The organism is Floccifex sp. (genome assembly GCF_051873495.1).
Taxonomy (GTDB): Bacteria; Bacillota_I; Bacilli_A; order Erysipelotrichales; family Erysipelotrichaceae; genus Floccifex.
The window spans coordinates 1-14,497 of record NZ_JBJEEX010000032.1; the positions used below are offsets into that span (position 1 = coordinate 1).

Genomic DNA, 14,497 nt, shown 5'->3' on the forward strand with positions numbered 1-14,497 from the left:
ATATTTTCAAACTTTTTCATAAATTCTATTGATTTTTATATAGTTAGCTTTCTTCTATATTACTTCTTCAAAACATACTCCATCACTTAATGGAATATCTAGAGCCACTGTTTTTTCAATGCATTTTTTTACGAACTGACTAGCGTGTTTTACGGATTTATAAAAATCTATGTTATTGATTGCATCGCTTGCGATAATGCTTGTGAAAATGTCTCCTGTACCACATCGGGATTCTCCAACTTTTTTTGTTTTAACCCATTTTGCTTCTTTTCCTTTTTCTAAGCAATAATTAGAAACAAAAGTGTTTTGTTGAATACCAGTTATAACCACTTTTGAAGGGCCATAAGAAAGAATTTTGTTTGCGATGATATTTAATTCACCTTTTGTTATTTTTTCTTTATATCGCGTTTTTGTAAGAATACAGGCCTCTGTTAAATTAGGTGTAACAATATCAGCTTTGCATACAAGCGAAAAAAGATTGTCACACATGGATTGATTATATGTAGAATAAGTTTTGCCATTGTCTCCCATAACAGGATCAACAATGACAATGGTATTGTCATCTTTAAATTGATCAATAAAGTTGTGAACGATATCAATTTGTTTTTCAGAACCTAAAAAACCGGTACAAATACCACTGAATTTCAAGTTTAATTCTTTCCATTGCGTAATATAGTCTTCCATTTGATTCGTAAAATCAGACATATAATAATGTGAAAAACCAGTATGATTCGAAAAAATTGATGTTGGTATTGGACAACATTGAATTTTTTGACTGGAAATAATGGGAAGTTGAACAGTAATAGAACATCTTCCAAAACCTGTAAAATCATTGATTAGAGCAATCTTTTTTTGTTTATTATGATTCATAGTATCACCGTTAGTAAAATAACATAGATTAAACTGAAATGACAGATTCAGAATCAAATTATTTGATAATACCAAAAAATAATTTATAATATTTTATTGATATATTACATAGAAAAGGAGTTTTATCATGGATTATTTAAAAAGAGCTAGTGAATTATTTGAAAACACAAAAGAATATCGTCGATGTTTACACAAAATGCCCGAAATAGATTTAAACACCCAACAGACAACTGACTATATTATTGAACAACTCACAAATATGGGATATCACCCTCAAAGATGTGGAGCCGGAGTAGTTGCTACAGTTGGAATAAGTGGGCATAAAACAATTTTATTACGTGCCGATATCGATGCTCTTCCAATGAAAGAAGAAAGTGGACTTGATTTTGCGAGTACAAATGGAAATGCACATAGCTGTGGACACGATTTACATTGTGCTATGTTGTTAGGTGCTGCCAAAATGTTAAAAGAAAATGAAGCTAATTTAAAAGGTATGGTTAAATTAATGTTTCAACCTGGCGAAGAAACATTTAGAGGTTCTAAAGATATGGTTGCGGATGGTCTTTTAGAAAACCCAAAACCAGATGTTTGTTTGGCATTCCATGTTAGTTCAGGAAATATGCCTATTGGTATGATTTTGTATAATGATTCAACAACAATGATGAATTCAAGTGATAATTTCACTATCACAATCACAGGAAAGGGAAGTCATGGAGCGTATCCGGATCAGGGAGTGGATCCAATTAATATTGCGGCTCATACGATTCTTGCTTTAGAAAGTATTGTGGCACGTGAAGTGAATTCAAATCAGTCAAATGTTTTGACAATTGGAAAAATAGAAGCAGGGGATGCAGGTAATATTATTCCTAATGAAGCTAAAATGTATGGAACACTTCGTTGTGATGATGCTAAGCAACGTGAATTTATTTTAAATCGTTTGAGCGAGGTATGTGAATTAACGGCAAAAACATATCGTGGACAAGCAAATGTTACCATTACAAGTGGTACACCACCTCTAGTTTGTGATTCACAAGCAACTAAGGATTTCATTAGTTATATCGATGAATTGGATTGTGATCATTCACGAGAATTTAATGGAATTCATGCTGGGGCTAGTGATGATTTAGCAGTGATTTTATCTCAAATTCCAGGAACATATATGTATATTTCGGCTGGTTTTGAAGATGGTCGTCAGACATATGCTCAACATCATCCAAAAGTTGTGTTTAATGAGGAAGTATTGAAATTAGGTCCTGCTTATTATGCGCAATGTGCTACACGTTGGTTAGAACAACATCAATAAAAAAACTGTTTATACAGTTTTTTTTTATGTAGGGGGTTTTATGTCATTTTTTTGGATATTACTAGGATTTCTTGTCGCTGTTTCATCAAGATGGGCATATTCTTATTTCGGTTTATCTTGTTTCGAACAGCTTGTATTTCATGTAAAAGTTCCTTTAGAAGGAACGAATACACAATTTATTTTTGACTGGATAAAAAAATGTTTTCTAAAAAGTTTAATTGTTTCATTCATTTTATGTTGGCTTCCAGAATTATGGGCTAAATTTATTTTTATTGCTTGTCTTTGTTATGCGATTATGCAGATTCAGATTATCTCATATATTGCACATCAATTCATGCATACAGATGTATATGATCGACTTCATTCAGTTGAAGTGAAGTCACCTAAAAAAAAGATGAATTTAATTCATATTTATCTAGAATCAATGGAAACAACGTATGCGAAACAAGAACATGGAGGCAATAGTAAAGAAGATTTATTACCGTTTTTGACACAATTAACAGAAGATAATATCTCTTTTTCAAATACTGATAAAATAGGTGGAGCAAGAGTATTAAATGGAAGTGGATGGACTACTGGTGGTATTGTTAGTAGTAGTTGTGGAATTCCTTTAATTTTTAATTTAAAACATAAATTTTGTAATGATGATGTACCATTTTTAGAAAATACAACTTCCTTGGGAGATATTTTATCAAAAGATGGGTATAAACAAGTATACATGATTGGTTCTAATGCGAAATTTGGTGGCCGAAAATTTTTCTATAAACAACATGGAAATTTTGAGATTTTGGATATCGATGAATTAAAAAGACAAGGGAAGTTAGATCAAGATTACCATGAGTTTTGGGGATTTGAAGATGACAAATTATTTGCTTTTGCCAAAGAAGAACTGACACAGTTATCAAAACTAAATCAACCATTTAATTTTACTATGTTGACTGTAGATACACATCATCCATATGGTTATCAATCAAAAAACTGTAAAAATCAATTTAAAGAGAGTTTATCGAATTCAATTGCTCATACGGATGAATTATTAAAAGATTTTATGAATTGGCTAAAACAACAGGATTTCTATGAGAATACGGTAGTTGTGATACAAGGAGATCATACTAGCATGGCTGCTGAATATATTCATGATACATATGATTCAAATTATGAGCGACGCGTATGGAACACGTTTATTCATTCTCAAGCTAAACCTGTTAGAACAAAAAATCGTGATTTTACAACCTTTGATTTGTTTCCAACGATTTTAGCTGCATTAGGATATAAAATAAAAGATAATAAAGTAGGATTAGGGACAAATTTATTTAGTGAGGAAAAGACGTTAACAGAAACAATACAGGCAGATAAATTAAATATTGAACTTACTAAACAATCAAAAAAATATCAAGAACTTATATAGGAGTGAATATGAACATTGCGATAGTAACAGGAGCAAGTAGTGGTTTAGGAAAAGAGTTTATTAATCAATTACTTGATTATGAAACAAATTTAGATGAAATATGGGTGATTGCTCGAAGAATGAATAGGTTAGAAGAAATAGAATGTCCTGTACCTATTCGACCTTTTTCTATTGATTTGACTAATTCGAATCAAATAAATGACTTTGAACAGTATTTAAATAATAAAAAACCCAATATTAAGTGTTTAATTAATGCTGCTGGTTTCGGGAAAATAGGGGATTATAGCGTAATAAGTCGTAATGAGATTGATAAGATGATTGACTTGAATTGTAAAGGGGCAGTGGATATGACTTTAATTTGTTTGCCTTTTATGAATAGTGGAAGTCATATTTTAGAAATTTGTTCAACATCAGCTTTTCAGCCTTTTCCATATCTAAATGTATATGCGGCTACTAAATCATTTTTGTATCGATATTCAAGAGCTTTAAGAGTAGAATTAAAGCCTAGAAATATTAGTGTAACAGCTGTATGTCCTTATTGGATTAAAGACACAGAATTTATTAATATTGCCAATGAAAGTAATCAATCAGCAATTCATTCATTTATCTTTGCATCTAAAACAAAAAAAGTTGTAACAAAAGCATTATTTGATAGCTATCATAATTTTGCAGTATCGACACCAGGTATAATCTGCACATTACATCGTATTATATGTAAAATAATACCTTCATCTATACTAATGAAAGGATGGAATATAATTAGAAAGCTATAATATATTCCATTTTCTTTGATATACATTACTTCGCATAATATATCTTATGTAATTTTTTAAGATTTATTTTTCGTTATAAAAGTTTATGGTTAAGAAAAATAGGTCCGCTAAAAGCAAACCTATTCAATCTTCTATCGAATTTAGTTATCCTTAATAAATGGACTTTAATACATATTCATCTATGATTTTACCGATACCATTATTATCATTAGTGTCAGCTACAATCTTGGCAACATCTTTAACTTCATCCATTGCATTACCCATAGCTACTCCAAAGCATTCATTAATCATTTGGATATCATTTTCAGCATCACCAAAGGCCATAACTTCATCCATTGTGATACCTAGTTTTTTTGTGATTTTTCTTAATGCACTTGCTTTATTAACTCCTTTAGGCATGATTTCCAACCATTCAGGACCAATTAGTAAAACATCGTAATCACATAGCGCTTTTTTTAAATCATCCAAATTTTTCTCAAAAAAGGACTTAGAATGAACCATTATAACTTTATTAATGTCTTGTGTAAATTCATTTTCTTTATATGGAAGATTAATGAAGTTACGATTTTCTATACCAGCTTTTAAACCATAATCTTCAGGTTCGTTAAAAATAAGTGATTTAACTTTCTTTTTCATACGATTCAATGATGAAACGTAACTATAAAAATCATATCCACATTGGAATATACCTTCTACATTAAATTCTTTACAAATTCTTTGAATTTTAATCGCATCTTCATTTGTTAGAACATCATCTAAATCATATTCTAAATTTTTAAAATCATAGATAATTTGACCATTAACTAATGCCAGAAAATGATTTCCTTTATCTAATTCCAAGGGCTCATATACAAATTTACATCCATTTTTATCTCTACCAGAAGCAATTACTACATGAATTCCTTGTGCCATTGCCTTTTTGATTGAATGAACTGTACGAGGATCCATTGTTTTATCACTTCTAAGTAATGTACCATCTAAATCAAATGCCAAACATTTAATAGTCATAATATTCTCCTTATTATTCACGAGTCAACTTTATCGTACGATCTATACCAATAGCGGGACAAGTTAATTGAATAGTTATTGGTTCTTTATCATCTTCTTGATAATAAATGAACGAATTTGGGAATGTGATCATCGTATTACAAGATAAAGATTGTTCTGGATCCAAATAAAGTAAAGCATAACCACCTGATTCACCAGCAATATTTTTAGTTGGAGCTAATAAACCATCTGTCTTTAAATCTAATTTCTTAATATCATCCATTGTCATTGTCTTAAAATCACCTTTTGATGCATAGTCAGATGATAAGCACCCATTTAATGTACCTAATGGTGTTACATAAGGAATAACAATGCGTTGATCTGTTTTATTTTCATAAGTAATATAGAAATTTGACACAACAGTATTTCCTTCAAAATAGTTTATTTCAGCTTGTGAATAATCATAACTAATCGTTAATTCATCATTTTCAAATAGTTTTTGAGCCATTCCTACTTGTTTAGTGGCAATATCATTACTAGATGCTGTACGAATTTTTGCATTTTTAAAAGCTAAAAAATCTTTAGAAGAATTAAATTCGATTCCAATATTTTTTTGATCATTGTTTGGAAAGCCAATATAGCCAGCAATATAAGCTTTTTCACTAGCAGGAACAATAGTACTTGGCATAAATTTATTTTGATCTATAGCTTGTACAGCTTCTTTTTCGCCTTTTTCTTTAATTGTATAAGAAAAATCACTTAGGTCATAATCTGCATCCGAATTATTTTCAATATCAATTAAATAATAATAGTAAATGGTATTTTGTTTTTCATTTTCAACTTTTAAAACATCGGATAATGTTAAATTTACTTTATCTGATAATTGATACGTTGGATTTTTTGAACATGCTCCCAATGTTAATGTTAATGAGAAACAAGCTAAAATTTTTAAGAATTTTTTCATGAGACATTTCTCCTATTAATTTTCAATATGAAATCGATCAAACAAGGTTTGTCGTGCTTTTGATTCAAATCCAGAATCAAGTGGCTTTAAATCTTCAAATTTTAAATTAGGGTTTCGCTTTTTTAATGCTTTGTAGATTACAAAATCCGCAACAACTGGATTTTTAGGCAACAAAGGACCATGAAGATAAGTTCCTAAAATCTTTCCATCATAGAATCCTTCAAAACCGCTGTCAAAGCTATTACCACATCCATATAAAACTTTTCCTAATGGCTTTGATACATTTAAAGTTTGTCCACCATGATTTTCAAAACCTACTATTTTTGTTTGAATACCATCAAGATTTGCATCGATTACAATGTTTCCAATGCATCTAGATTTTTGAGCCCCTGTATCTGTGTAATAATCATAAAACTTTAATCCTTCAATTTTTTGTCCATCAGCAGCAATGTAATATTGACCAAATAATTGATATCCCCCGCAAATTAATAAGATAAAAGTATTTTCATCCATAGCTTTTTTTATGTTCTCTTTACGAGCTAATAAATCCGGAATCAAGCTAATTTGTTCTTTATCGGCTCCTCCGCCAAGAAAAATTAAATCGTAATCCGATAAATCTCTTTCCTGACCAATTCCACAAGTATCTAAAGTAAAATCTATACCACGATCTAAACAACGTTTTTTTAATACCATCATGTTTCCTTTATCACCATAAAGATCCATGATATCATGATACATCCAGCATACTTTTAAATTCATAGATTCATCTCCTTAATAATCGTTTGACGAGTTGGTAATAAAGCAGTATAAGTTGCGATGGCATATACTTTATATGGAGTATTCAATGAAGAGTGAATTGCTTGTTCAATAGTATCTTCAACAGAAATCTCACCTTCATATCCACCATAATATATTCTAAGAGCCATATCATATCCTCTTAAACCTGTACAAATGATTCTTTTAGTATGATCATTCATTAGTTTTTCAAAGAAAGTATCATAAATCCAACTAACATCGGTACCGTCTTGTTCTCTGTCATTCAATACGATACAAATAACTTTATCATCTTCATCTTTTTCAATGACTTTCATTACTTCATTGGCTCCTGTTGGATTTTTTACTAAATTTAAAATACATGTTTTATCATCTTTTTGAAAACTTTCATTTCGACCAGCTGGTTGAGGTGCATGTTCGAAAACCTTTTTAACGATGTCACTGTTAATGTTCAAATATTTGGCAACCATTAATACAGCAGCACAATTATACATAGAATACATTCCCATATATGGTTGACGATAATAAATACCATCACAAGTAAAAGATTGTTTAGTTAAGTCAACATCTTCGATGCAAACATCAAGATTTGGTGTTTTAAAATCGCATTTTGAACAAGAAAACTGTCCAATATGCGAATATTGATAGAAATCATATTTAAGTCTAGCACCACATTTTGGACAAAATTTGCCTTCCGATGCTTCATTTGTACTTGCAACTGAATATTTATTTTTATCCATTCCATAGTAATACACATGAGCATTTTTAGCTTTAAGAGCCAAGCGCACAACATTTGGATCGTTTCCATTTAATATCAAATCATCATGATAGTTTGGTAATACACTTTCAATGGATTCAATAAGTTGTTCCATTTCTTTAGCACGGTCTAACTGATCTCTAAAAAAGTTATTGACGATTAGACAAGTGACAGGAATGTTAGGTAAAATGTGACGAATATTTAATTCATCTACTTCTAATACACAAGCTGTTGCATTCACACGTCCACTTAAAGAACTATGAGTTAATAACGTTGTGACAATGCCAGCCTTTAAATTATCTCCTTTACGATTGGAAATCACATTGTAACCGGCATTTGCCAATAAATCAGTAATCATATTCGCTGTACTTGTTTTTCCATTTGTTCCCGTAACCAGGATAACAGGACCTGTAAATTCAAGTTTATTTAAAATATTGTTATCAAATTTAAGTGCAATAGAACCAGGAAGTGAACCTCCTCTACCAATACACTTTAATAATAATGACGAAACTTTCGCTGCTAAGATAGCTAGTGTTTGCATTTGAATCACTCCTTAACTATTATATTATACACGTTTAAATTCATTTTAAAAACTATTGGCTCGACAAACATTTTTCGTCTAATTTATCCATTAATATAGCCCCAATCGGTGCACTTATTAATATAGAAATAACAGAAATAGCTAAAATCAAATCACCACACGCAAATCCAAGAGCAAGAGGAACTCCTCCCATTGCTGCTTGCACGGTTGCTTTTGGCATATAAGATATAGCGGTGTAAATTCTTTCTTTTTTGTTTAAGTTAGTCTTAATTAAGCAACATAATACGCCTATCATACGAATCACAAGAATAAATAAAATCAATACTACACTATTTATTCCAGCATTTAAAGCAACTGTTAAATTTACACTTGCTCCTACTAAAACAAATAAAAATATCTGAGCAATATTCCAAATTTGTGAATAAATATGATTTAATTGCACACATTCTTTCTCACTCTTTTGATTGATGGCAAGTCCCATAGCCATAATAGAAATATATCCGCTAAATGGTATCTTTAAAATTGACTCTAATTCCATCAATATAAATGAAAAACTTAATGAAACTATAAAATAAAAATTAGAATCACCCTTTATCTTTTTAAATACTTTAGATAATACAAAACCAGTCATAAAACCAATTACTATTCCATCTATAATGGATAAAGGGACTTGTACTAATTGCATAAAATCAAAGCTAGAACCTGTTGCCAAAGAAGTAAAACACGAGAACATGACAATGACAAAAACATCATCAACACTGGCACCGGCTAAGATCATTTGAGGTATACCTTTATCCGTTCCTAATTTATTATCCATTAGTTCTATCATTTTAGGTACTACTACTGCCGGTGAAACAGCAGCAATGACGGATGCTAATATACAAGCATCAATTGTTGAAATATTAAATAATTTTGGAGCTAGAAAGACTGTGGCACACATTTCAAATATAGCTGGAACAAAGCACATCAGCAAAGCAGGTCGTCCTACTTTTTTTAAGTCATCAATGTTTAATGATAAACCTGCTCTTGTCAAAATGATAATTAAGGCAATTTGGCGAATTTGTGCAGAAATAGATAAAATGGAATTATCTAGTAAATTCATGCAATATGGGCCTATAACCATACCTGCAATAATCATTCCTAGCAATTTAGGAAGTTTTAATTTACTAAATAAAGAACCTAGTAATAAACCACTTAATAAAATGATAGAAACACTTAAAATCATATATACCTCCATAAAAAAAACTGATGCCTACAATTAAATTGTAGAAGTCATCAGCTTAACGCGGTTTTGCAATATGCAAGGGAGACATTCATTCCCAATACAAGAAGAACTTTCCTTGAATATTTTATCATTTTTCTTTATACAAATCAATAATCTTTATCATCATTTCTGTACGTCCAAAAGGAGTCATTAAATAAAATCCATCAACATATGGTTCAATTTCTTTCATAATTTGACTCGAAATACGAATGGCCAATTGCTCTGCGTCTTGACGATTTAAGTCTTTGTATAAATCAATAATTTGTTGTTCTACATGAATACCATTGATTTCATTTTCCATAAAATTAGCATTTCGATAAGAAACAATTGGAATGACACCACCAATGATATAAGCATCAAGTTCTTTTTTAGCTCGTTTCAAGTTTTCTAGAGCTTGTAAAGATAACACAGGTTGTGTAAATAATCCAACCATACCACTTTTAATTTTTTCTTTAGCAAGTTCGATTTGGATATCAAAGTTAATTGCATTGACATTTAAGGCTCCAAACATATTAAAATGAGACATGTCCCCTTTTTCTTCTAAAGAAGATATATAACTAGCAAGTTTACGAGAATTAAATTGATAAACAGTTTTAACTTCATTTCGCTCATTACTAGGTATAGGATCCCCGGTAATTAATAAGACATCTCGAATTCCTTCGGCGTAATTACCAAGTAAAAGAGCTTTCGTGGCATTAAGATTGCGGTCTCGACATGTCATGTGTGGAAGAACGTCAATGTTGCACTCACGTTTTATTTTACAAGCAAGAATAGACGAATCCATGCGAGCTCGTCCTATTGGACAATCAGCAATTGTTATTGCATCAACTGATTCTTTTAACTGCCATGCCCCTTTCATGAATTTTGATAAATTCCAATTTGTAGGAGGATCCAATTCTACTGCAATAACTTTTTCATGATTTTGAAGTTTTTTGAAAAAAGTGCTAGTACAAAATTCAGTATTGTGATTATTTTCTTCTTTTATAGATGAAACCAACTCAACAATATGTTCTTCTTTTAGCTTTTCACATAAAGAAATGATGTGTTCAGGTGTTGTTCCACAGCATCCACCGATAAATTGAACACCTTTTTGAACGATATCCATCATTTCATCGGCAAAATAAACAGGGTTTTGTTGATAGACCGTTCTATTTTGAACAATAATTGGATATCCAGCATTCGGACAAATTAAATTTAGTGCATCAAATTTATTAACTATTTCTTTCATATGATGAACACCACATCCACAATTACATCCAATTCCATCAATACAAGAATTTGATAAAGCATCTATACAATCTTGAATATGAATTCCTTCTTTAGTATAGCCATCACTTTGAATGGAAAAACTGCATAATATATAAGCATCAGGTTGTTTTGTTTTAATATATTGTGCAATTTCTTTTAGACCTACATAATTTGAATTTGTTTCAAAGATGAAATTAGTGGCTCCTTTGTTTAAAAATTCATCAACAACAAATTTATATTCTTCATACACATCATATTGTTGTGATATGGGACCTATATCGCAGAAAACAAAGCAATCAAATTGATTTGCTAAGTCATAAGAACTAGAAATACATTGACGAACTGTTTCTTCATCTTTGATATATGTTCGATTGCAACAAAATGTATTGGTTCTAAGGGCGTTTGATCCTGCTTTGATATAGTCTTCGTGAATTTTTGAAATCCACTGTGGATGTGTAAGAGAATATAATTCTACTTGATTTTTTTCATATGGATGACATTTACTAAAATAAGTTCCTGTTGCTCCATCAAATACACATATATTATCTTTTATAAATTCTCTAATATTCATTATCCTAAAACTTCCTTTGCGATATCTGCACTCTGCTTAGCATCCTTGGCATAATAGTCGGCTCCCATTTCAAGAGCATAATCTTTTGTCAAAACGGCTCCTCCTACCATGATTTTACATGGATGACCTGATTGATGAAGTGCATCGATTGTTTTTTTCATAGATTCTACGGTTGTAGTCATTAAGGCAGACAATCCAATTAAATTAATATTTTGTTCAATTGCTGTATCTACAATTGTTTGGATAGGAACATCTTTTCCCAAATCAATGACTTGATATCCATAATTTTCTAAAACGACACGGACAATATTTTTACCAATGTCATGAATATCACCTTTTACAGTCGCAATTAAGATTTTTCCTTTAGAGATAGAATCGCTACTAGGAATTTCGTTTTTTATGACATCAAAACCAGCGCATGCCGCATTGGCTGCATTGATTAATTGTGGTAAAAATAATTTATTTTGTTCATACAAATCCCCCACTTTATCTAAAGCCGGTATTAATTGTTGATTGATTACATCCATAGGATCCAATGATTTTAATAATTCTTTAGTTAAATTTTTACATTCTTCACTTAAACCTTTTAAAACGGCAGCTTCTATGGTCATATTCTCTTGTATGTTCGTAACTTCCATTTTTTCATTGGCATAAATAGAAATATAATTTTGACAATCTTTATCTTGCCCAGAAATAGCTTTAAAAGCATATACAGCATCCATTATTTCAGGAATGTTTGGATTGATAATTGCTAAATCAAGACCACAATACATAGCTTGTGTTAAAAAAGAACTAATAATATGATTTCGACTAGGTAACCCAAAAGATATATTGGAAACACCCAAAACACAATGAACACCTAGTTCTTTTTTTACTTTTGCAAGAGCATCTAAAGTTTCTTTTGCTTGATCTTGTTGCGCTGAAATTGTCAATGTCAAACAATCAATCGCAATGTCATTTTCTTTGATTCCTAATTCTTTACAACGACCAACAATTTTTTTTGCGATAGAAAAGCGTTGTTCACTTGTTGTCGGTAAACCATTTTCATTTAGTGTTAAACCAATAACACTTGCGCCATATTTCTTAACAATAGGAAGGATTTCGTCCATATTTGTTTCATTAACGGAATTGACAATAGCTTTTCCGTTACAAATGCGTAATCCCGCTTCAATAGCTTTTGGATTACTTGAATCAATTTGTATTGGAGTTGTAACAACACTCTGAATTGCTTTAATTACATCTATCATCATTTGTGCTTCATCGATTCCTGGAAGTCCTACATTGACATCTAGAATATCTGCTCCGGCATCACTCTGTGCAATAGCTTGTTCCATAATATAGTTCATATCGTGTTCTAAAAGAGCTTTTTGGAATCGTTTTTTCCCTGTTGGATTGATTCTTTCTCCTATAACACGTACTTGATTGAGTTCACACATTTGACTGCTTGAACAAACACCATTCTTGGTTTCTTTTGTTACTTCGTTTATTTCTTTATCTTGATTGCAACAAGAAATAAAATCAGGTGTTGTTCCACAGCATCCTCCTATATATTGCACACCTAATTCTTTAAAACATTTCATTTTAGATACGAATGATTGTGCATCCATAGAATATTGTCCATTGGAAGGATCTGGAAGCCCTGCATTAGGTTTAACAATTAGTGGTTTATTCGTCCATTGTTTCATAGTTTGAACAAGTGGCAAGATTTCATCTGGTCCTAAAGAACAATTAATACCCATAGCATCAACATTTAATCCATCAAGGACATTTGCCATACATTCCACTTTTGTTCCCGTAAAAGTGCGGCCATTTGCTTCGAAGCTCATTGTCACCCAAACAGGTAAATCCGTATTTTCTTTGCATGCTAAGACACCGGCTTTAACTTCATATAAGTCACTCATTGTTTCAAAAACAACAAGATCCACGTTTTCTCTTTTACCAATAAGAATAATTTCTTTAAATATATCATAGGCATCTTCAAATGAAAGTGTTCCGTATGGTTCCATTAATTCACCAATAGGACCAATGTCCAAAGCCACTTTTGCTTTATTTCCAGCTGCTTTTTTAGCACTTTGAATATTTATAGTTAAAAGTTCATCTAAACTATAATCTAGATTTTTACATTTATGGCGATTTAATCCAAAAGTGTTTGCATAAATAACCTGGGAACCACTTCGAATATAATCTTCATGAATTTCTTGAATGATTTCTGGATGCTCACATCCAAATATTTCTGGTCTAACGCCTAATGGAAGTCCTTTATTTTGAATTTGGGTTCCCATAGCCCCATCGAGTAATATATATTCACGAGTCACATTTTTTTCCTCTCTTTCGTAATGAACAAGTTATAAACAAATTACAAGTTTCACATCCTCTAAATCGATGTTTAAATGGTTTATCAGATATACCACATATAGCACTTACCGTTTTTAATGGTGATAGTATATTGTTTTCAGATACATTAACAGCAATTTTACTACTTGTGTTTAAACAAGAACACAATGTAGATTGGAATGATAAAGGAAAGTCTCCATATCCTGGTGAAAATCGATCAGATAAATATAATCTTTCTTTTTCTAATTGTTTTGTCAATTCTACTTGAAAGTTATCACATACATTTTCAATGGCAGCATTGCAACAGGCATCAAAAATTAGAGCTTCACTTACGTTGGTTACTGATTTTTGATGTGCTATTTTCTCAACCGAATTCGAAAGAGTCGCAACCATAAATACAATGTATTGGCTTGGCTCAATAATTTGTCTAATGTCATTTCCTTCAAAATGAAGGGCTCGACATTCTTCTTTAGAAAAAATACGATAAAGTAATTTCGGATTGGCACTAGAAATGGTTAGATTTCTCATTTCATGAATTTGATTTAATACCAATGAATCTAATTCTTGATCTTGATATCCTAAATAATAAAGCACTTGTTCAATTGGAAATTCGCTTAATTTAGCTTGAATTGTAATTTTCATAAAAACATTGAACTAACACACTCTAACGAGTGTGGGCTTTTTTTTATAAAGCCTGGTTCTC

At 31.1% G+C, this 14,497-nt stretch carries 12 protein-coding genes and 1 riboswitch; of the genes, 3 read left to right on the forward strand and 9 right to left on the reverse strand.

The features are described 5' to 3' along the window. Positions 1-54: 54 nt before the first annotated feature. Positions 55-870, reverse strand: coding sequence for a pyridoxamine kinase (locus ACI313_RS01905; protein WP_320608585.1), 816 nt, complete (start codon positions 868-870; stop codon positions 55-57). A 127-nt stretch (positions 871-997) separates the two neighbouring features. On the opposite strand from ACI313_RS01905, the gene ACI313_RS01910 reads away from it, so the two are divergent. The 3 genes from ACI313_RS01910 to ACI313_RS01920 are packed head-to-tail and all read left to right on the forward strand — an operon-like array spanning position 998 to position 4,354. After that, complete coding sequence (locus tag ACI313_RS01910) at positions 998-2,173, forward strand: M20 metallopeptidase family protein (protein ID WP_320104453.1); 1,176 nt, start codon at positions 998-1,000, stop codon at positions 2,171-2,173. 40 nt (positions 2,174-2,213) lie between these two features. Next, positions 2,214-3,581 (forward strand): LTA synthase family protein, encoded by a 1,368-nt coding sequence (locus tag ACI313_RS01915; RefSeq protein ID WP_320608586.1) that lies wholly within the window; start codon positions 2,214-2,216, stop codon positions 3,579-3,581. 8 nt (positions 3,582-3,589) lie between these two features. After that, a complete protein-coding gene (locus ACI313_RS01920) occupies positions 3,590-4,354 on the forward strand; it encodes an SDR family NAD(P)-dependent oxidoreductase (RefSeq protein ID WP_439755151.1) in 765 nt (254 codons plus the stop codon). Positions 4,355-4,504: 150 nt separating this feature from the next. Here the strand turns inward: ACI313_RS01920 and ACI313_RS01925 are convergent, their stop codons facing one another. The 8 genes from ACI313_RS01925 to ACI313_RS01960 all read right to left on the reverse strand — a co-directional run bounded on the left by ACI313_RS01925 (position 4,505) and on the right by ACI313_RS01960 (position 14,436). Next, the gene (locus tag ACI313_RS01925) at positions 4,505-5,362 is read right to left on the reverse strand and encodes a Cof-type HAD-IIB family hydrolase (RefSeq protein ID WP_320608587.1); all 858 of its coding nucleotides are present in this window, start codon (positions 5,360-5,362) and stop codon (positions 4,505-4,507) included. 13 nt (positions 5,363-5,375) lie between these two features. Further along, on the reverse strand, positions 5,376-6,305 hold the full coding sequence (locus tag ACI313_RS01930; protein ID WP_320608588.1) for a hypothetical protein: 930 nt from the start codon (positions 6,303-6,305) through the stop codon (positions 5,376-5,378). Positions 6,306-6,320: 15 nt separating this feature from the next. Further along, entirely contained in the window at positions 6,321-7,064 is a 744-nt protein-coding gene (locus ACI313_RS01935) for a type 1 glutamine amidotransferase (RefSeq protein WP_320608589.1), read from the reverse strand. Then, complete coding sequence (locus tag ACI313_RS01940) at positions 7,061-8,377, reverse strand: MurT ligase domain-containing protein (RefSeq protein WP_439755152.1); 1,317 nt, start codon at positions 8,375-8,377, stop codon at positions 7,061-7,063. The genes ACI313_RS01935 and ACI313_RS01940 overlap by 4 nt, the downstream gene beginning before the upstream one ends. 52 nt (positions 8,378-8,429) lie before the next feature. After that, the gene (locus ACI313_RS01945; protein WP_320608591.1) at positions 8,430-9,602 is read right to left on the reverse strand and encodes a cation:proton antiporter; all 1,173 of its coding nucleotides are present in this window, start codon (positions 9,600-9,602) and stop codon (positions 8,430-8,432) included. Between the two features lie 34 nt (positions 9,603-9,636). Next, positions 9,637-9,707, reverse strand: a riboswitch (Fluoride riboswitch). Positions 9,708-9,729: 22 nt separating this feature from the next. Further along, entirely contained in the window at positions 9,730-11,460 is a 1,731-nt protein-coding gene (locus ACI313_RS01950) for a bifunctional homocysteine S-methyltransferase/methylenetetrahydrofolate reductase (RefSeq protein ID WP_320608592.1), read from the reverse strand. After that, the gene (locus ACI313_RS01955) at positions 11,460-13,775 is read right to left on the reverse strand and encodes a homocysteine S-methyltransferase family protein (protein ID WP_439755153.1); all 2,316 of its coding nucleotides are present in this window, start codon (positions 13,773-13,775) and stop codon (positions 11,460-11,462) included. Before ACI313_RS01955 ends, ACI313_RS01950 begins: the two co-directional genes overlap by 1 nt. Beyond that, positions 13,765-14,436 (reverse strand): hypothetical protein, encoded by a 672-nt coding sequence (locus ACI313_RS01960; RefSeq protein WP_439755154.1) that lies wholly within the window; start codon positions 14,434-14,436, stop codon positions 13,765-13,767. Before ACI313_RS01960 ends, ACI313_RS01955 begins: the two co-directional genes overlap by 11 nt. Positions 14,437-14,497 lie beyond the last annotated feature (61 nt).

Bases quoted from the DNA above. Each gene is read 5' to 3' on its own strand.
- ACI313_RS01905 (WP_320608585.1), bottom strand. From the start codon at position 870: ATGAATCATAATAAACAAAAAAAGATTGCTCTAATCAATGATTTTACA.
- ACI313_RS01910 (WP_320104453.1), top strand. From the start codon at position 998: ATGGATTATTTAAAAAGAGCTAGTGAATTATTTGAAAACACAAAAGAA.
- ACI313_RS01915 (WP_320608586.1), top strand. From the start codon at position 2,214: ATGTCATTTTTTTGGATATTACTAGGATTTCTTGTCGCTGTTTCATCA.
- ACI313_RS01920 (WP_439755151.1), top strand. From the start codon at position 3,590: ATGAACATTGCGATAGTAACAGGAGCAAGTAGTGGTTTAGGAAAAGAG.
- ACI313_RS01925 (WP_320608587.1), bottom strand. From the start codon at position 5,362: ATGACTATTAAATGTTTGGCATTTGATTTAGATGGTACATTACTTAGA.
- ACI313_RS01930 (WP_320608588.1), bottom strand. From the start codon at position 6,305: ATGAAAAAATTCTTAAAAATTTTAGCTTGTTTCTCATTAACATTAACA.
- ACI313_RS01935 (WP_320608589.1), bottom strand. From the start codon at position 7,064: ATGAATTTAAAAGTATGCTGGATGTATCATGATATCATGGATCTTTAT.
- ACI313_RS01940 (WP_439755152.1), bottom strand. From the start codon at position 8,377: ATGCAAACACTAGCTATCTTAGCAGCGAAAGTTTCGTCATTATTATTA.
- ACI313_RS01945 (WP_320608591.1), bottom strand. From the start codon at position 9,602: ATGATTTTAAGTGTTTCTATCATTTTATTAAGTGGTTTATTACTAGGT.
- ACI313_RS01950 (WP_320608592.1), bottom strand. From the start codon at position 11,460: ATGAATATTAGAGAATTTATAAAAGATAATATATGTGTATTTGATGGA.
- ACI313_RS01960 (WP_439755154.1), bottom strand. From the start codon at position 14,436: ATGAAAATTACAATTCAAGCTAAATTAAGCGAATTTCCAATTGAACAA.